Source organism: Kluyvera sp. CHPC 1.251, from assembly GCF_036759945.1.
Classification (GTDB): domain Bacteria; phylum Pseudomonadota; class Gammaproteobacteria; order Enterobacterales; family Enterobacteriaceae; genus Kluyvera; species Kluyvera sichuanensis.
Genome location: NZ_JAPKIC010000002.1, coordinates 179,986 through 197,389 on the forward strand (window position 1 = coordinate 179,986; position 17,404 = coordinate 197,389).

17 protein-coding genes are annotated in these 17,404 nt (G+C 58.2%); 11 read left to right on the forward strand and 6 right to left on the reverse strand.

Going from position 1 to position 17,404, the window contains the following annotated elements; translation table 11 throughout:
• The first annotated feature begins 3 nt into the window (after nt 1-3).
• From lpxH to mnmH, 4 genes are all read left to right on the forward strand, one after another.
• The gene (gene lpxH / locus V6940_RS05280) at nt 4-726 is read left to right on the forward strand and encodes a UDP-2,3-diacylglucosamine diphosphatase (protein ID WP_333495107.1); all 723 of its coding nucleotides are present in this window, start codon (nt 4-6) and stop codon (nt 724-726) included.
• 119 nt (nt 727-845) lie between these two features.
• Nucleotides 846-1,355, forward strand: coding sequence for a 5-(carboxyamino)imidazole ribonucleotide mutase (gene purE / locus V6940_RS05285; protein WP_185667073.1), 510 nt, complete (start codon nt 846-848; stop codon nt 1,353-1,355).
• A complete protein-coding gene (gene purK / locus V6940_RS05290) occupies nt 1,352-2,419 on the forward strand; it encodes a 5-(carboxyamino)imidazole ribonucleotide synthase (protein WP_333495108.1) in 1,068 nt (355 codons plus the stop codon). Before purE ends, purK begins: the two co-directional genes overlap by 4 nt.
• A 107-nt stretch (nt 2,420-2,526) precedes the next feature.
• Nucleotides 2,527-3,618, forward strand: a complete 1,092-nt coding sequence (mnmH, locus tag V6940_RS05295; protein ID WP_333495109.1) for a tRNA 2-selenouridine(34) synthase MnmH — start codon at nt 2,527-2,529, stop codon at nt 3,616-3,618.
• A gap of 91 nt (nt 3,619-3,709) precedes the next feature.
• Here the strand turns inward: mnmH and V6940_RS05300 are convergent, their stop codons facing one another.
• The 3 genes from V6940_RS05300 to ybbA form a co-directional block, all read right to left on the reverse strand.
• Nucleotides 3,710-4,852, reverse strand: coding sequence for a porin (locus V6940_RS05300; RefSeq protein ID WP_333495110.1), 1,143 nt, complete (start codon nt 4,850-4,852; stop codon nt 3,710-3,712).
• A 211-nt stretch (nt 4,853-5,063) separates the two neighbouring features.
• Complete coding sequence (ybbP, locus tag V6940_RS05305) at nt 5,064-7,478, reverse strand: putative ABC transporter permease subunit YbbP (RefSeq protein WP_333495111.1); 2,415 nt, start codon at nt 7,476-7,478, stop codon at nt 5,064-5,066.
• On the reverse strand, nt 7,475-8,161 hold the full coding sequence (gene ybbA, locus V6940_RS05310) for a putative ABC transporter ATP-binding protein YbbA (RefSeq protein ID WP_333495112.1): 687 nt from the start codon (nt 8,159-8,161) through the stop codon (nt 7,475-7,477). The genes ybbP and ybbA overlap by 4 nt, the downstream gene beginning before the upstream one ends.
• Between ybbA and tesA the strand changes: the two genes are divergently transcribed.
• The 3 genes from tesA to V6940_RS05325 are packed head-to-tail and all read left to right on the forward strand — an operon-like array spanning nt 8,129 to nt 10,464.
• Nucleotides 8,129-8,761, forward strand: coding sequence for a multifunctional acyl-CoA thioesterase I/protease I/lysophospholipase L1 (gene tesA / locus V6940_RS05315; protein ID WP_333495113.1), 633 nt, complete (start codon nt 8,129-8,131; stop codon nt 8,759-8,761). The two genes, ybbA and tesA, sit on opposite strands and share 33 nt — an antisense overlap.
• Nucleotides 8,745-9,551: an SDR family oxidoreductase gene (locus V6940_RS05320; RefSeq protein WP_333495114.1), complete on the forward strand. Its 807-nt coding sequence runs from the start codon at nt 8,745-8,747 to the stop codon at nt 9,549-9,551. The genes tesA and V6940_RS05320 overlap by 17 nt, the downstream gene beginning before the upstream one ends.
• Nucleotides 9,552-9,609: 58 nt before the next feature.
• Nucleotides 9,610-10,464, forward strand: coding sequence for a co-chaperone YbbN (locus V6940_RS05325; protein WP_185667081.1), 855 nt, complete (start codon nt 9,610-9,612; stop codon nt 10,462-10,464).
• A gap of 102 nt (nt 10,465-10,566) precedes the next feature.
• Here V6940_RS05325 and fetB read toward each other — a convergent pair whose 3' ends face one another.
• Nucleotides 10,567-11,352 carry an iron efflux ABC transporter permease subunit FetB gene (gene fetB / locus V6940_RS05330; RefSeq protein WP_333010202.1) on the reverse strand — a complete coding sequence of 262 codons (786 nt, stop codon included), beginning with the start codon at nt 11,350-11,352 and terminating at the stop codon, nt 10,567-10,569.
• On the reverse strand, nt 11,345-12,004 hold the full coding sequence (fetA, locus tag V6940_RS05335) for an iron efflux ABC transporter ATP-binding subunit FetA (protein WP_333495115.1): 660 nt from the start codon (nt 12,002-12,004) through the stop codon (nt 11,345-11,347). Before fetA ends, fetB begins: the two co-directional genes overlap by 8 nt.
• 126 nt (nt 12,005-12,130) lie before the next feature.
• On the opposite strand from fetA, the gene V6940_RS05340 reads away from it, so the two are divergent.
• Together V6940_RS05340 and V6940_RS05345 are read left to right on the forward strand one after the other, a co-directional pair.
• On the forward strand, nt 12,131-13,048 hold the full coding sequence (locus tag V6940_RS05340) for an SPFH domain-containing protein (protein ID WP_035891812.1): 918 nt from the start codon (nt 12,131-12,133) through the stop codon (nt 13,046-13,048).
• Nucleotides 13,045-13,506 (forward strand): NfeD family protein, encoded by a 462-nt coding sequence (locus tag V6940_RS05345; RefSeq protein ID WP_185667084.1) that lies wholly within the window; start codon nt 13,045-13,047, stop codon nt 13,504-13,506. Before V6940_RS05340 ends, V6940_RS05345 begins: the two co-directional genes overlap by 4 nt.
• A 3-nt stretch (nt 13,507-13,509) precedes the next feature.
• Here the strand turns inward: V6940_RS05345 and cueR are convergent, their stop codons facing one another.
• Nucleotides 13,510-13,920: a Cu(I)-responsive transcriptional regulator gene (gene cueR / locus V6940_RS05350; protein WP_185667085.1), complete on the reverse strand. Its 411-nt coding sequence runs from the start codon at nt 13,918-13,920 to the stop codon at nt 13,510-13,512.
• A 94-nt stretch (nt 13,921-14,014) separates the two neighbouring features.
• Between cueR and copA the strand changes: the two genes are divergently transcribed.
• Both copA and V6940_RS05360 read left to right on the forward strand, forming a co-directional pair.
• The gene (gene copA / locus V6940_RS05355; protein WP_333495116.1) at nt 14,015-16,516 is read left to right on the forward strand and encodes a copper-exporting P-type ATPase CopA; all 2,502 of its coding nucleotides are present in this window, start codon (nt 14,015-14,017) and stop codon (nt 16,514-16,516) included.
• Nucleotides 16,517-16,604: 88 nt separating this feature from the next.
• Nucleotides 16,605-17,399: a TraB/GumN family protein gene (locus V6940_RS05360; RefSeq protein ID WP_333495117.1), complete on the forward strand. Its 795-nt coding sequence runs from the start codon at nt 16,605-16,607 to the stop codon at nt 17,397-17,399.
• Nucleotides 17,400-17,404 lie beyond the last annotated feature (5 nt).

Below are 17,404 nucleotides of genomic sequence, written 5' to 3' on the forward strand. Positions count from 1 at the left end.
TTGGTGGCGACACTCTTTATTGCAGACCTTCATCTGCAAACAGAAGAACCGGCGATTACCGCCGGTTTTCTGCGTTTTTTAGGCAGCGAAGCCCGTCAGGCCGATGCGCTGTACATCTTAGGCGACCTGTTTGAAGCCTGGATTGGCGATGACGATCCTAACCCGTTGCACCGAGAAGTGGCCTCCGCGATCAAATCGCTGGTCGATTCTGGCGTTCCCTGCTACTTCATCCACGGCAACCGTGATTTTCTGGTTGGTGAACGCTTTGCGACAGAAAGCGGAATGCAGCTGTTGCCTGAAGAGAAGGTGCTCGACCTCTACGGCCGTCGCATTCTGATTATGCACGGCGACACCCTCTGCACGGACGACCCTGGCTACCTCGCCTTTCGTGCCAAAGTGCATACTCCGTGGATTCAGACGCTGTTCCTTGCCCTGCCGCTGTTTATCCGCCGCCGTATTGCCCAGAAGATGCGCAACGACAGCAAGGCCGCCAATAGCAGTAAGTCGATGGATATCATGGATGTGAACCCGCAGGCCGTCATCGACGTGATGGAGAAACACCACGTGCAGTGGCTGATTCACGGGCATACCCATCGCCCGGATATCCACGCTCTTGAGGCCAACAGCGACGCGGCGTTTCGCGCGGTGTTGGGTGCCTGGCATAGCGAAGGGTCGATGATCCGCGTCACCAAAGAAGACGTTACGCTTATCGCCTTCCCGTTCTAATTTTTCCCCCTTATTCCCCCGTCGCATGGCTACGCAACCGTTTTCCTTGCCCGTTTTCCGTGTTATTCTCTGTGGCCTCTAACGTCGTGTGCAGCACACCCACAGGAGTTTTAAGACGCATGTCTTCCCGCAATAATCCGGCACGTATCGCCATCGTGATGGGGTCCAAAAGCGACTGGGCTACCATGCAGTTCGCCACAGAAATCCTCGATATTCTGAACGTTCCTCACCATGTTGAAGTGGTTTCCGCCCACCGTACGCCCGATAAGCTGTTCAGCTTCGCCGAAACGGCAGAAGAGAACGGTTACCAGGTGATTATTGCCGGTGCTGGTGGTGCAGCGCATTTACCCGGAATGATTGCCGCGAAAACGCTGGTGCCGGTACTCGGCGTACCGGTGCAGAGCGCTGCGTTAAGCGGCGTAGACAGCCTTTACTCCATCGTACAGATGCCGCGCGGTATCCCGGTTGGGACGCTGGCTATCGGGAAAGCCGGTGCCGCGAACGCCGCCCTGCTCGCCGCACAAATCCTGGCTCAGCACGACGCTGAACTGCATCAACGCCTCGCTGACTGGCGTAAAGCGCAAACCGATGAAGTGCTGGATAACCCAGACCCACGAGGTGCGGCATGAAGCAGGTCTGCGTGCTGGGCAACGGTCAGCTAGGTCGTATGCTGCGTCAGGCTGGCGAGCCGCTGGGCATCGCCGTCTGGCCGGTAGGTTTAGAAGCTGATCCGGCCGCCGTGCCGTTTCAGCAAAGCGTGATTACCGCTGAAATCGAACGCTGGCCGGAAACCGCGCTGACTCGCGAGCTGGCCGAGCACACCGCGTTTGTTAACCGCGACGTCTTCCCGATTATCGCCGACCGTCTGACGCAAAAGCAGCTGTTCGATAAGCTCAGCCTGGCAACCGCCCCGTGGCAGCTGCTGGCCAGCGCCGACGAGTGGCCTGAGGTGTTTAGTCGTCTGGGCGAGCTGGCTATCGTCAAGCGCCGCACCGGCGGCTACGATGGCCGCGGCCAGTGGCGTCTGCGTAAAGATGACACCGCGCAACTGCCTGCCGAGTGCTACGGCGAATGCATCGTCGAACAGGGTATTAACTTCTCCGGTGAAGTGTCGCTGGTGGGCGCGCGTGCCCATGATGGCAGCACCGTGTTCTATCCGCTGACCCATAACCTGCATCAGGACGGTATTCTGCGCATGAGCGTCGCCTTCCCGCAGGCGGACGCACAGCAGCAGGCTCAGGCCGAAACCATGCTCGGTGCGATTATGCAGGAGCTGAACTACGTCGGCGTCATGGCGATGGAGTGCTTTATCACCCCTGCCGGACTGCTGATCAACGAGCTGGCGCCACGCGTGCACAACAGCGGCCACTGGACGCAGAACGGTGCATCCATCAGCCAGTTTGAGCTGCACCTGCGTGCGATTACCGACCTGCCATTGCCACCGCCGGTGGTGAACAGCCCGTCGGTAATGGTGAATCTGATTGGCACCGACCTGAACTATGACTGGCTGAAGCTGCCGCTGGTGCACCTGCACTGGTATGACAAAGAGTTGCGCGAGGGCCGTAAAGTAGGCCACCTGAACCTCAATGATAGCGATACCGGCCGCCTCAGCGCTACGCTGGAAGCGATGGTTCCCCTGCTGCCGCCGGAGTACGCAAGCGGTATCGCCTGGGCGCAATCACGTCTGAATTAAGCCTTAAATGCCGGGGAAAGTAACTTATCCTTCCCCGGCCCCCTCTCTGAAGCGTAAAATCCCGCCATAACCGCATGACCCCCGATTTAAATAAGAAGGATTTCCCCATGAATAATGGGACGGATTACTGCGCCATTCTGCGCGCGGAAACGCCCATCATTGACGTGCGTGCCCCCATCGAGTTCGCTCAGGGCGCGATGCCCGCCGCCGTCAATCTGCCGCTGATGAACGACGATGAGCGCGCTGCGGTCGGCACCTGCTATAAACGTCAGGGGCCCGAAGCCGCAATGGCGCTGGGGCACAAACTGGTCTCCGGGCAAACGCGCCAACAGCGCATTGACGCCTGGCTCGATGCCTGTCGCCGCATGCCGCAAGGCTATCTGTGCTGCGCACGCGGCGGCCAGCGCTCGCATATCACCCAGAGCTGGATCAAAGAAAACGGTCTTGATTACCCACTGATCGTCGGCGGCTATAAGGCGCTGCGTCAGGCAGCGATTCAGGCCACCGAGGAGCTGGTACGCCATCCGATCGTGCTGATCGGCGGCTGCACCGGTAACGGCAAAACGCCGCTGGTGCGCGAACAACCGCTGGGAATCGACCTTGAAGGGCTGGCGCATCACCGCGGGTCGTCGTTTGGCCGTACGCTAACACCCCAGTTTTCTCAGGCTACCTTTGAGAATCACCTCGCCACCGCGCTGCTGAAAGGCGCATATCAGCAGGATAAGGTTCGCTGGGTGCTGGAAGATGAAGGTCACATGATCGGCGCTAATCACCTGCCGGAGTGCCTGCGCGATCGTATGGCGCAGTCGCCGATCGCGGTAGTGGAAGATCCGTTCGATCTACGTCTTGAGCGCCTGCGCGAAGAGTATTTTGCCCATATGTATCATGACTTCACCGCCGCGTTTGGTGAAGAGAAAGGCTGGGAAGAGTACAGCGCCTATCTGCACCACGGCCTGTTCGCCATTCGTCGTCGCCTGGGGCTACAGCGTTTTGCCGAACTGACCGCCACGCTTGATGCTTCACTGGCCGAGCAGAAACGTACCGGCTCAACGGAGGCGCATTTTGCCTGGCTGGTACCGTTGCTGAAGGAATATTACGACCCGATGTACTGCTATCAACTGGAGAAGAAGGCGGACAAAATTGTGTTTCGGGGAACGTCGGAAGCAGTCACGCAGTGGCTGGCGGAAGCACAAGAGTAGGTCTGATGCCATTCCCGGCGGCGCTGCGCTTGGCCGGGCTACACGGTTTGCAATACCGGTAAAGGGCGGCAATTGCCGCCCTTTTTGACGATTAGAAATCGTAACGCAGACGAACCAGGTTCATATCACCCAGGTCATCGGTGCTGGAGGTAAACACGTGTTCGTAGTCAACACGGAAACCGTAATCCAGCTGGAAGCTGATACCCACACCGTTGTCGATGCGCTGGTAGTTGCGACCATTCACGTATTCAATACGGTCACCCATGAAGTATGGCTGAACGGATTTAAGCGCGTACTGACCCACTGGGATTTTGTAGCCCGCGAAGTATTCCACGCCCCATGCATCGCCCGCGAAGTAGTCATGCACGGAAGATTTTTTGGTGGTCATGAAGTTCTGGTACCAGCCACCGCCAAGGGAGAAGGTCCAGTTGTCCGGCGTCCAGCTCAGCGCAGTACCCAGGATGTTCTGATCGTAGGTTTTGCTTTCGCTGTTGTAGGTGGTGTTCATATCAGCACGGGTGTAGTTCCATGCCGTACCCCAGCTCAGATCGTCGGTGATATGGTAATCCACACCCAGTGAACCGCCGCCTTTACGTTTGTACAGCAGGCCGTTGTTCAGGTTCAGATCATCGTTGAATAGGTAAGAAGCGTAGAGATCTACGTCACCTACCGTTTTCTTATACTTCAGAGATTTACGAGTACGGTAAGAACCATCGTAGTCACCGTTGATACCGTTACCTGGCGCCTGACCAATCATGTCATAGTCCCAGATATCGGTTTTCGCGCCAACCACATCGTAGTAGATGCTGTTCTGTTGGCCGAAGGTCAGCGTACCCCAGGTATCGCTCTTCAGGCCGGTGTAGAGCATACGACGGGTGGTGTCGTTCGCGCCTTCCGCGTAGTGGTTATCCCAGTCAAAGACCGCTGGAATGTTAACACCCAGTTCGTAGTAGCTGACCCAGCTGATGTCATCAAACAGGTAGTAGTCAGCGGCGAAACGGAAACGGGTACCGCCGTCAAAGCCATTACGTTTGTAAGAGCCTTTGTCGCCGTCGCCGGTCATCATGTTGAACTGCGGACGAATACTCCCGCCCACGGTGAAGTTCAGACGGCTCAGCGGGTTACCAGCCTGAGGATCCTGCTTGAGCAGGGTAATTTCAGCCTGGGATGCGAAAGACGTCAATGCCACTGCAGCGCCGATCGAGATCGCCAGCGCTTTCATTTTTATAGTCATTATTTTTCCTTGATAGATTACGTGCCATCTATTTGGCAAATAAATCTTATCGTTTATTAATAAATTGCACCTGACTGATTTTTAATGAAACGTGCGACTTAGCGCAGCAGAGTTACCGAATGGTGCCCTAATACGGGCATGTTGATGAAAGGATGAACAATTTTGCGAGGATGGAGAGAAACCCGGCGGCACAGCGCCGCCGGGGAAATAGCTAGCTGGAAAACTGTCGGAACAGCGCCCTACCCTTCAGCAGGCGCAGCCCCAGCCCCCCACCGCACAGCGACAGTAACAGTGCTCCGCAAAGCGGTAGCGCCACCCACAGCCGCCAGTCCGGTGACCATGGGAAATCGAACACCTTCGTTTGCAGCATCGCCAGCGCGGTCTCCGCGCCGATGGCCGCCACCAGTCCGGAAATTGCCCCCAGCAGGGCAAACTCGGCCCACAGCGTCAGGCGCAGCAGAGACTTTCCGGCACCCAGCGTGCGATAGACCACCAGCTCCTGATGACGCTGACGCATGCCAACCTGAACCTGCGCCAGCAGCAGCAGCACGCCGCAGGCGGTGACCAGCACCACCATCACCTCCAGCGCCCGGCTGACCTGCGCCAGCACCTGGCCGACCTGCTTTAAGATAGCGCCAATATCCAGCAGGCTCACCGTCGGGAATTCACGGTTCAGCTGAGTCAGTAGCGTCGTACCGTGGTCCCAGCGGAAGCTGGTGAGCCAGCTCTGCGGCTGACCGTCCAGCGCGCCGTCCGGGAAGATAAAGAAGAAGTTCGGCCGCAGGCTTTCCCAATCCACCTTGCGAATGCTGCTCACCTTCGCCGTAAAGTCCTGAGTATCACCGGTGAAGGTTACGCTATCGCCGAGGCCAATATTCAGCCGTTGCGCCAGCCCTTCCTCAATAGAGACTTCTCCAGTTTTCGGCGGCCAGACGCCCGCCACCAGCGGGTTATGCTGCGGCCGTTGGTTTTGCCAGGTGAGGTTCAGCTCTCGATTCAGCGATTCATCTTTATTACCTTCGGTGCTATGACCGTTGATCTGGGTGAGGCGCGCACGAACGATCGGGTAGAACGCCGCCGGGATCACCTGATGCTCCGCCAGGAAGGTTTTCACCTCACTGACCTGTTCAGGTGCAATGTTGATCAGGAAATAGTTCGGGCTTTCCGGCGGTAGCTGTTGCTGCCAGCGATCCAGCAGATCGCCGCGCAGTACCAGCAGCAGTGCCAGTAACATAAATGAGAGCGAGAACGCTGCCAGTTGGCTAAGCGTCGACCACGGCTGGCGCAGCAGACGATTCACCGCCAGACGTAGCGGCAGCGCGCGCAGGGTGAGACGCTTCAACACCTTCAGCAGCAGCCAGCCCACCAGCCCGCACAGCGCCGCCAGCACCACCGCGCCCGCCAGCACCGACCACAGCAGCGGGCTCCCGCCCATCAGCCATGCCAGCAGCACCACGGTGACAATACAGACCAGCGGCAGATAGATTTTCAGCGGCCAGACGTTGGCAACGATATCCTGACGCAGCACGCGCAGCGGCTGAGTTGCCAGCAGCAATCGGTACGGACGCAACCCGACCAGCAGCGAGATCACCGTCATTGACCCCACCGCCCACAGCCACGGCCAGGCGCTGGCGGCAGGTAACGCCGCCGGCAACACCGGCTTGAGTAGCGCCAGCAGCACCGATTCAAACAACAGCCCCATCGCACCGCCCGCCAGCGCTGAAAGCGCCAGCAGCAGCACCCATTGGCCGATAATCAGCTTGCGCAGCTGCGCCCGCCCGGCACCTAAGGTTTTCAGCACCGCCACCAGATCGTAGCGACTGCGGCAATAGTGGCCCATTGCCACCGCCACGGCAGCGACCGCCAGCAAGAGCGTCAGCAGCGCGGAGAGCAACAGGAACTGCTGGGAACGCTGTAGCGATTTGCCTAACGCACCGTCGTCCTGATCCGGGCCAATCCAGCGATGTTCCGGCTTCAGCTGTGGCAACAGCCAGCTTTCATAGCTGGCAAGCTGCGCGGGAGTGCCGGCAAATTTATAGCTCCAGCTCACTCGACTACCAGGCTGCACGGCACCGGTTTTGACCACGTCGGCCAGGTTCATCATCAACCGGGGAGCCATCTGGAACGGGTTAAACCCGCTGTCAGGCTCCTGTACCACTTCACCGGCAATACGCAGGGTGGCATCGCCCACGTCAAGGTTATCGCCGGTTTTGAGATTCAACAGCGCCATCAGGCGGGGAGCCAGCAGCACCGTTCCCGCCTGCGGTTTGAGGCCCACCGGTGCGGTTTGCAGGTCGCCATAGAGTGGGTAACTGTCATCAACTGCCTTCACGTCCGCAAGCTGCGGCGTGTCGCCCGCCCAGGTCATGGTCGAGAAGTTGATCTGTTCGCCAACCGTTAGCCCCTGAGCGCGTGCGCGTTCAATCCACTGTGCCGGTATTTCACGCGAACTGCGCAGCACCCGGTCACCCGCCATATACTCACGGCTTTGTTGATTGAGCCCTTTGTCCATGCGGTCGCTGATGCTGCCGAGCGCCAGCACACAGGCCACCGCCAGGCTCAGCGCCAGCCAGACAATCAGCAGCGACGGCGAGCGCCACTCCCGCCAGAACCAGCGTAAAATCATGCCTCCTCCCGTAGCTGCCCGTCGACCAGCCGCAGCCGTCGATCGCAGCGCGCGGCAAGCTGCGCATCGTGGGTTACCAGAATCAGCGTGGTGCCGTGTTCACGGTTAAGGGAGAACAACAGGTCGGCGATTTTATCTCCGGTCTGGCGGTCAAGGTTGCCGGTCGGTTCGTCGGCAAACAGCAGATCCGGACGGCCGTTAAAGGCACGAGCCAGCGCCACACGCTGCTGCTCGCCGCCGGAAAGCTGCGCCGGAAGATGGTGCAGACGCTTACCCAGACCCAGCGGTTCCAGCAGCGCCTTCGCCCCCTGGCGGCTTTGCCCGTCGCTTTCACCGCGCAGCAGCGCGGGCAACTCGACGTTCTCCAGCGCGTTCAGCGTGGGGATCAGCATGAAAGACTGGAAAACGAAGCCGATATGCTGGGCACGCAGCCGCGCTCGGGCTTCTTCATCGAGCTTCTCCAGCGGATGCCCCAACAGCTTCACCTCACCGCTGCTGCCATCGTCCAGCCCGGCCAGAATCGCCAGCAGCGTCGACTTCCCGGAACCCGACTCGCCAATTAAAGCAAGGGTTTGTGCCGGTTTGACAATCAGGTTAACTCCGGTAAGGATGGAAAGCTCATGCTCCCCCTGACCGACGGATTTCTTAAGATGATGCACTTCAAGTACGTTTTCCGCTGGCATTTGCCTTTCCTGTTTTTGATTCTGTTTAGCCTGCGCGCCGCGGCGGCGGACACGCTGTTAGTGCTTGGCGACAGCCTTAGCGCGGGCTACCGCATGGCGGCCAATACGGCCTGGCCGGCGTTGTTGAATGATAAATGGCAGCCTGACATCACGGTGGTGAACGCCAGTATTAGCGGCGATACCTCAGACCAGGGGCTGGCACGCCTGCCCGCACTACTGCAACAGCATAAACCGCAATGGGTGCTGGTTGAACTCGGCGGCAACGATGGCCTGCGCGGTTTTCAACCACAGCAAACCGAGAAAACGCTGCGCACGATTCTGCAGCAGGTCAAGGCTGCCCATGCCCAACCGCTATTAATGCAAATTCGTCTGCCAGCAAACTACGGACGCCGCTATAATGAGGCGTTCAGCGCTGTATATCCGCAGCTCGCCAGCGAGTTTTCTATCCCACTGCTGCCCTTCTTCATGGAAGAGGTCTATCTCAAGCCGCAGTGGATGCAGGATGATGGCATTCATCCCAATCGTGACGCCCAGCCGTTTATTGCAGACTGGATGGCGACACGCCTGGCTCCATTAGTTAATCATGATGCCGGAAAGTAAAGCGGTGTCTTCAGGTAAAGTTATGCAAAAATCGGTCTTAATTACAGGATGTTCCAGCGGGATTGGCCTCGAAAGCGCGTTAGAACTGAAACGCCAGGGCTTTCGCGTACTGGCCGCCTGCCGCAAACCCGATGATGTGAAGCGCATGAACGGCATGGGGTTTACCGGAATATTGCTCGACCTCGACAGCCCGGAAAGCGTGGATAACGCCGCGGAGCAGGTCATCGCCCTGACCAATAACCGCCTGTTTGGCCTGTTTAATAATGCCGGATATGGCGTCTATGGTCCGCTGGAGAGCATCAGCCGCGCACAGATGGTGCAGCAGTTTTCCGCCAACTTTTTCGGCGTCCACCAGCTCACCATGCGCCTGCTACCGGCGATAATCCCACACGGCGAAGGCCGTATCGTGATGACCTCATCGGTGATGGGGCTGATTTCCACCCCGGGCCGTGGCGCCTATGCCGCCAGCAAATATGCGCTGGAGGCCTGGTCCGACGCATTGCGCATGGAGCTGCGCCATACGGGGGTGAAGGTTAGCCTGATTGAACCCGGCCCCATTCGCACCCGCTTTACGGAAAACGTTAACCAAACCAGCGATAAACCGGTCGAGAATCCCGGCATCGCCGCGCGTTTTACCCTCGGCCCGGATGCGGTGGTGGAGAAAGTGCGCCATGCGTTTATCAGCGATAAACCGAAGCTGCGCTATCCTGTCACCCTGGTCACCCACGCGGTAGGCTGGCTGAAACGCCTGCTGCCGGGGCGCGCGATGGACAAAATTCTGCAGGGCTAAGTTGAAGCCGACGCTTTTGCCCCCATCTCGAATACAAACCGACTACAGAGAAAGACTTATGTCCGTACAGAATATCGTCAACATTACCGAAGCTAATCTCCACCAGACGCTGGAGCAGTCCGTTACCACACCGGTTCTGTTCTACTTCTGGTCAGACCGTAGCCAGCACTGCCTGGATCTGACGCCGGTGCTGGAAAATCTGGCCGCGCAGTACAACGGTCAGTTTATTCTGGCGAAGGTCGACTGCGACGCCGAGCAAATGGTCGCCTCTCAGTTTGGCCTGCGCTCCATCCCGACCGTTTACCTGTTCCAGAACGGCCAGCCGGTTGACGGCTTCCAGGGCCCGCAGCCGGAAGAAGCGATTCGTGCGCTGCTCGATAAAGTGCTGCCGCGGGAAGAAGAGCTGAAAGCGCAGCAGGCACTGGCGCTGATTCAGGAAGGTAATCACGCCGACGCGCTGCCGCTGCTGAAAGATGCCTGGCAGCTCTCCGGCCAGGACAGCCAGATTGGTCTGCTGCTGGCGGAAACACAGATTGCGCTTAACCGTTCAGAAGAGGCGGAAGCCGTGCTGAAAACCATTCCTCTGCAGGATCAGGACACCCGCTATCAAGGGCTGGTTGCGCAGATTGAGCTGCTGAAGCAGGCGGCGGACACGCCGGAAATTCAGCAGTTGCAGCAAGAAGTAGCGGCTAACCCGGACGACGCGGCGCTGGCCTCGAAGCTGGCGCTTCAGCTGCATCAGGTGGGTCGTAACGAAGAGGCGCTGGAGCTGCTGTTCAGCCACCTGCGCAAAGATTTAGGCGCGGCGGACGGCCAGGCGCGCAAAATGCTGCAGGAAATTCTGGCAGCGCTGGGTACCGGTGATGCGTTAGCGTCGAAGTATCGTCGTCAGCTGTATTCGCTGCTGTACTAACGGTGCTATTCCCGGCGGCGCTTCGCTTGGCCGGGCTACGTTTTGCTCCCTCTCCCCTTTGGGGAGAGGTGGCCGGGCGATGAAACCCGGCTACATCATGATTTATGTGCGGTTTTTCAACTGCGTCACCACCAGCTGATGGCGAGCGTTGTAAAACTTCCGGTAGGTCAGATAACAGGCAATAATGGTCGACAGGCTGGCGGTTGAGAGCAGCATAAACGTCACCATAATCTGATACTTAATCGCTTTTACCGGATCGATACCGGCAAAAATCAGCCCGGACATCATCCCCGGCAGACTCACCAACCCTACGGTTTTTGCCGAATCCACGGTCGGGATCAGCGACGCGCGAATACTTTCGCGAATCAACCGCGCCGACGCCATTTTTGGCGTAGCCCCCAGGCTTAGCTTCTCCTGAATCTGCTGCTGTTCGGCACTAAAACGCTGCCCCAGGTTGTTGTAGCACAGCCCCACCGCAATCATCGCGTTCCCGGCAATCATCCCGGAAATCGGGATCACCTGCATTGGCACAAACGCAATTGAGCCGGAGAAGACCAGCACTGCCAGCGTCAGCCCCGCGCCGGTAGTAATGGCGATAAACGATGACACAAACGCTTTGTCGATATATTTGCTGCGCTTTTGCGCGTTGTACGCCGCGTTGAAGCAGATAAACAGCACCATGCACAGCGTCAGCACCGCATGGTTAACGTTGAAGATATACTTCAACACGTAGCCGACGATAATCAGCTGCACCACCGCCCGGCAGATACTCCAGATAATGTCTTTTTCCAGCGCCAGCTTTTCTCGGTAGCTGACCAGGATGGCAACCAGTACCAGCACCATCGACAGCGCCAGCGACTGGTTAGTGATGATATGTTCGCTATTCATTGACCGCCTCCTGATGCGAAGGCAGCGTCACCACTTCATCCGCATGGCTAATTTCATCTTTATCGTGGGTCACCCACAGCACCGCAACCTGCTGGTCACGCACATACTGATGAATAATCTCGTTCACGTTCTTTTTATTTTGCTCGTCCAGTGCGCTGGTAATTTCATCCAGCAGCAGCACCTTGGGTAAAAATTGCAGGTTACGAATGAGCGACACCCGCTGCTTTTCCCCGCCGGACAGATCGTTAATCGATTTCGACAGCGTCTCTTCCGGCAGGCCAAACTGCGCCAGTTGCGTCAGAAAACGATCCGGTTCAGGATTTTGATTACGTATCTGCCAGGGGAAAATAAAGTTGTCGTAGACCGTATCGCCAAACAGCGCCGGGGTTTGCGCACAGTAGGACACCTGCTGGCGGTAAGCCTCTGGGGTCAGCGCATTGATATCTTTGCCCTCAAACAAAATCGTCCCGGAGGTAGGTGACAGCAGCGAGGCGATAATTTTTAATAAGGTGCTTTTACCGCAGCCGGAGGGCCCGGTAATCAGTTTGAATTCGCCCGAGGTCACGCTTAAGTTAATCTTATCAAGGACCGTTTTCTCGCCAATACGAAAGCTCACCTGCTCCAGCTGTAAAATCGCGCTATTTTCCTTCATTGCTTTAAATTGTCCTGATGCTGACTTTTGTGCCTCTAGTGTAACCCCAATTAATTTCGGGGGGCGAATTTCCCCCACTTAGCCGATATACTTGAATACGTTACGGACAGTTAAACAGGAGGTTTTATGCTGATATTTATCCCGGTTCTTATCTTCGTCGCGCTGGTGATTGTCGCGGCGGGCGTCAAAGTTGTGCCTCAGGGCTACCAGTGGACGGTCGAACGTTTTGGCCGCTACACCAAAACCCTGCACCCTGGCTTAAGCCTGGTGGTGCCGTTTATGGATCGCATCGGCCGCAAAATCAATATGATGGAGCAGGTGCTCGACATTCCTTCCCAGGAAGTCATCTCTAAAGATAACGCTAACGTCTCGATTGATGCCGTTTGCTTTATTCAGGTGATCGATGCGCCAAAAGCGGCCTATGAGGTCAGCAACCTTGAACTTGCCATCATCAACCTGACGATGACCAATATTCGTACCGTCCTCGGTTCGATGGAGCTCGACGAAATGCTTTCCCAGCGTGACAACATCAACACGCGCCTGTTGCATATCGTCGATGAAGCGACCAATCCATGGGGGATTAAAATCACCCGTATCGAGATTCGCGATGTACGCCCACCGGCAGAGCTTATCGACGCCATGAACGCGCAGATGAAGGCCGAACGTACCAAGCGCGCCTATATCCTCGAAGCCGAAGGGATTCGTCAGGCGCAAATCGTCAAAGCCGAAGGTGAAAAACAGGCGCAAATCCTGACTGCAGAAGGCGAGCGTCAGTCTGCCTTCCTGCAGGCGGAAGCGCGTGAACGTTCAGCGCAGGCGGAAGCCACGGCAACCAAGATGGTGTCCGAGGCGATTGCCGCCGGTGACATTCAGGCAGTGAACTACTTCGTGGCGCAGAAATACACCGATGCGCTGCAGCAGATTGGCTCCGCCAATAACAGCAAAGTGGTCATGATGCCGCTGGATGCCAGCAGCCTGATGGGTTCAATCGCCGGGATCGCCGAGCTGATTAAAGACAGCGCCAGCGAACGGAAATCGTCATGATTGCCCTGGTGCTCACGCACCCGCATCTCTTCTGGCTGAGTCTGGGTGGCCTGCTGCTGGCGGCAGAAATGCTCGGCGGCAGCGGTTACCTGCTGTGGAGCGGCGTGGCGGCGGCGGTCACCGGCATCATCACATGGCTGCTGCCTATCGGCTGGGAGTGGCAGGGCACGCTGTTTGCCGTGCTTACGCTGCTGGCAGCCTGGCTGTGGTGGAAGTGGTTGAGCCGCCGCACAAACCGTCAGCGCCCGGCTGAAGGCCAGCTTAACCAGCGCGGCCAGCAGCTGCTGGGCCAGCGCTTTACGCTGGATAACGCGCTGGTTAACGGTCGCGGTCATATGCGGGTCGGCGATAGCTCCTGGCCGGTTGCCGCCGATGACGACCTGCCCGCCGGCAGCAAAGTAGAGGTGATTGCGGTGGAAGGGATCGTCCTGCGGATTCGACTCTCCCCTCCTCGCTAATCGTCAGGCCTGGGTTTTACGGTGACAGCAGCCGGAAAGATTATCAATAATCGGACAATCGGCGCTGTCATCTCCCGGGCAGGATGCCGCCAGCGAAAGCAGCTGATCGCGCATCGCCTGCAGGTCGCTGATATGGCGCTCGATATCCGCCACCTTTTGCAGCGTGTAGGCTTTCACATCGGCGCTGTGGCGCTTTGGATCGTTAAACAGATTTACCAGCTCGCCGCACTCTTCCAGATTAAATCCCACCTGCCGCGCCTGGCGCAGCAGCGTAAACTCATCAAGGTGTTTCTGCGTGTAGCTGCGGTAGCCGTTTTCACTGCGCAGCGGCGGCGTGACCAGTCCCTTCTCTTCATAAAAGCGAATCGCTTTGCTGGTTAAGCCGGTTTTTTTGGCAACATCACTGATATTCACATTTCCCCCTTGACCTTCCCCTTGCTGGAAGGTTTAACCTTCACAACTGTAGACCATAAGGTGAATTTGGTCATCCATTATTGAGGAAAGTGATATGTCTCAAACCATCGATCTAGCCCTGGACGGTCTGTCCTGTGGCCACTGCGTGAAACGCGTGAAAGAGAGCCTGGAGCAACGTTCTGACGTTGACCATGCGGAAGTGACTATCGAAGCCGCGCACGTGACCGGTAGCGCCAGCGCTGAAGCGCTGATCGAAACCATTAAACAAGCCGGTTATGGTGCGGAGTTAAGCCACCCAAAGGCTAAACCGCTGGCAGAGTCATCACTCCCGTCGGAAGCACTGACAGCGGCCACCCCTGAGCTTCCGGCAGCGCAGGAACTGGATGACAGCCAACAATTGCTGATCAACGGTATGAGCTGCGCCAGCTGCGTTTCCCGAGTACAAAATGCGTTACAGGCCGTACCGGGCGTCGTACAGGCACGGGTAAACCTGGCGGAGCGCACGGCCCTGGTCATGGGTAGCGCCTCCGCCGGTGATTTAGTCCAGGCGGTGGAAAAAGCCGGCTACGGCGCGGAAGCGATTGAGGACGATCTCAAGCGCCGCGAACGTCAGCAGGAAACCGCGCTGGCAACCATGAAGCGTTTTCGCTGGCAGGCGATTGTCGCCCTGCTGGTCGGCGTTCCGGTGATGGTCTGGGGCATGATCGGCGACAACATGATGGTCTCCGACGATAACCGCGCCCTGTGGCTGGTCATCGGTCTCGTCACCCTGGCAGTGATGGTGTTTGCCGGAGGGCATTTTTACACCAGCGCATGGAAAAGCCTGAAGAACCGTACCGCAACGATGGATACCCTCGTCGCCTTAGGTACCGGCGTCGCGTGGCTCTACTCGATGAGCGTCAACCTATGTCCGCAGTGGTTCCCAATGGAAGCCCGCCACCTCTATTACGAAGCCAGCGCCATGATTATCGGCCTGATAAACCTCGGGCATATGCTGGAAGCGCGCGCACGTCAGCGTTCCTCCCGGGCGCTGGAAAAACTGCTCGACCTGACGCCGCCGACCGCCCGCGTGGTCACGGAAGACGGTGAAAAAACCGTGCCGCTGGCCGACGTTCAGCCGGGCATGATCTTACGTCTGGCAACCGGCGACCGCGTTCCGGTTGACGGTGAAATTACCCAGGGCGAAGCCTGGTTTGATGAAGCCATGCTGACCGGTGAGCCGATCCCGCAGCAAAAAGGCGACGGCGACAGTATTCATGCCGGTACCGTCGTAGAAGATGGTTCAGTCCAGTTCCGCGCAAGCGCCGTCGGCAGCCACACTACGCTTTCGCGCATTATTAAGATGGTGCGTCAGGCGCAGAGCAGCAAGCCGGAAATCGGCCAACTGGCGGATAGAATCTCCGCAGTGTTCGTGCCGGTGGTAGTAGCGATTGCGATTATCAGCGCCGCTATCTGGTACTTCTTTGGCCCGGCACCGCAGATTGTCTACACCCTGGTTATCGCCACGACGGTACTGATTATCGCCTGTCCGTGTGCGCTGGGTCTGGCAACACCGATGTCGATTATTGCCGGCGTCGGCCGCGCCGCAGAGTACGGCGTACTGGTACGTGATGCCGATGCACTCCAGCGCGCCAGTGAACTGACTACACTGGTGTTTGATAAAACCGGTACCCTGACCGAAGGCAAACCGCAGGTCGTTGCGGTCAAAACGCTCGGGGCGATTAGCGAAGCCACCGCTCTGCGCCTGGCCGCCGCGCTGGAACAGGGTTCGAACCACCCGCTGGCCCGCGCTATTGTGGAAAAAGCGGATGCAAGAACGCTGCCACAGGTTAACGCCTTCCGCACCCTGCGTGGGCTGGGCGTGAGCGGTGAATCCGACGGACACACCCTGCTGCTCGGCAACCAGGCGCTGCTGCATGAACATCAGGTCGTGACCCGCGAGCTGGACGATGAGATGGCTCAGCAGGCCGCTCAGGGTGCCACACCGGTGCTGCTGGCGATCGACGGTAAAGCCGCCGCGCTGTTCGCCATTCGTGATCCGCTGCGCAGCGATAGCGTTGCCGCGCTGCAGCGCCTGCACCGCGAAGGCTATCGTCTGGTGATGCTGACCGGGGATAACCCTGTCACCGCCAACGCCATTGCCAAAGAAGCAGGTATTGATAAAGTGATTGCCGGAGTCCTACCGGACGGTAAAGCGCAGGCGATTAAAGACCTGCAGGCGCAGGGCCAGAAGGTGGCGATGGTCGGTGACGGTATCAACGATGCGCCAGCGCTGGCGCAGGCCGATGTCGGTATCGCCATGGGCGGCGGCAGCGATGTGGCAATTGAAACCGCGGCGATTACGCTAATGCGCCATAGCCTGGTCGGCGTCGCCGATGCGCTGGCCATTTCCCGCGCCACGCTGCGTAATATGAAGCAGAACCTGCTCGGGGCGTTTGTCTATAACTCGCTGGGCATTCCGATTGCCGCCGGGATCCTCTGGCCGCTGACCGGCACGCTGCTGAACCCAGTGGTTGCCGGGGCCGCGATGGCGCTCTCCTCCATTACGGTGGTGAGCAACGCCAACCGCCTGCTGCGCTTCAAACCTAAGCAGTAACCCACCGTCCTTCCCGCCATCGGGAGGGACGTGTTTGCACCTTTCCCCCCATCGCGCTAGCATGAGATTTTTCTTCCAGGGAGCGCGGATGAGCCTGTTAAATCAACTACAACGCCTGTGGCGCACGCTGCGCGGTTCCCCCTACAGCTGGCCCGCGCTGGACGTCACCTTACCCGGCGGCCGCCATCTGCATCTGGTGGGCAGCATTCATATGGGGACCCGCGACATGGCCCCCCTTCCCACGAAGCTACTGAAAAAACTCCGTCAGGCCGATGCGTTAATCGTCGAGGCGGATATCTCCGGTAACGAGACCCCCTTCAGCGATCTGCCAGAATATCCACCGCTGCGCGAACGGCTCAGCGAAGCGCAGTTCAGCCAGCTTGAAAAGCTCAGCGATGAGCTAGGCATGCCGCTGTATCGCTTTGATACCCAGCCGCTGTGGCAGGTGGCGATGGTGCTACAGGCCACTCAGGCGCAAAAGCTGGGGCTGCGCCCGGATTACGGCATTGACTACCAATTGTTGAAGGCTGCTCGCGAAACATCACTGCCGGTGCAGGAGCTGGAAGGGGCCGATAGCCAGATAGCATTGCTCTGCGAACTCCCCGACGGCGGCATGGCGCTGCTCGACGATACGCTGACGCACTGGCATACCAACGCCAGGCTGCTGCAGGTGATGATTGGCTGGTGGTTAGAGCAGCCGCCGTCCAACGGTACGGCTTCGCTGCCCAATACCTTTAGCCAGTCGCTGTATGATGTGTTGATGGTGAAACGCAATGAAGCCTGGCGCGATGCGCTGCTGGCGCTGCCGCCGGGGCGCTACGTGGTAGCCGTCGGGGCGCTACATTTGTACGGGGAAGGTAATCTGCCGCAGATGCTGGGATAAAAAAA

Coding starts and splice junctions, on each gene's coding strand:
- purE (WP_185667073.1), top strand. CDS start 846: ATGTCTTCCCGCAATAATCCGGCACGTATCGCCATCGTGATGGGGTCC.
- purK (WP_333495108.1), top strand. CDS start 1,352: ATGAAGCAGGTCTGCGTGCTGGGCAACGGTCAGCTAGGTCGTATGCTG.
- mnmH (WP_333495109.1), top strand. CDS start 2,527: ATGAATAATGGGACGGATTACTGCGCCATTCTGCGCGCGGAAACGCCC.
- V6940_RS05300 (WP_333495110.1), bottom strand. CDS start 4,852: ATGACTATAAAAATGAAAGCGCTGGCGATCTCGATCGGCGCTGCAGTG.
- ybbP (WP_333495111.1), bottom strand. CDS start 7,478: ATGATTTTACGCTGGTTCTGGCGGGAGTGGCGCTCGCCGTCGCTGCTG.
- tesA (WP_333495113.1), top strand. CDS start 8,129: ATGATGCACTTCAAGTACGTTTTCCGCTGGCATTTGCCTTTCCTGTTT.
- ybbA (WP_333495112.1), bottom strand. CDS start 8,161: ATGCCAGCGGAAAACGTACTTGAAGTGCATCATCTTAAGAAATCCGTC.
- V6940_RS05320 (WP_333495114.1), top strand. CDS start 8,745: ATGATGCCGGAAAGTAAAGCGGTGTCTTCAGGTAAAGTTATGCAAAAA.
- V6940_RS05325 (WP_185667081.1), top strand. CDS start 9,610: ATGTCCGTACAGAATATCGTCAACATTACCGAAGCTAATCTCCACCAG.
- fetB (WP_333010202.1), bottom strand. CDS start 11,352: ATGAATAGCGAACATATCATCACTAACCAGTCGCTGGCGCTGTCGATG.
- fetA (WP_333495115.1), bottom strand. CDS start 12,004: ATGAAGGAAAATAGCGCGATTTTACAGCTGGAGCAGGTGAGCTTTCGT.
- V6940_RS05340 (WP_035891812.1), top strand. CDS start 12,131: ATGCTGATATTTATCCCGGTTCTTATCTTCGTCGCGCTGGTGATTGTC.
- V6940_RS05345 (WP_185667084.1), top strand. CDS start 13,045: ATGATTGCCCTGGTGCTCACGCACCCGCATCTCTTCTGGCTGAGTCTG.
- copA (WP_333495116.1), top strand. CDS start 14,015: ATGTCTCAAACCATCGATCTAGCCCTGGACGGTCTGTCCTGTGGCCAC.
- V6940_RS05360 (WP_333495117.1), top strand. CDS start 16,605: ATGAGCCTGTTAAATCAACTACAACGCCTGTGGCGCACGCTGCGCGGT.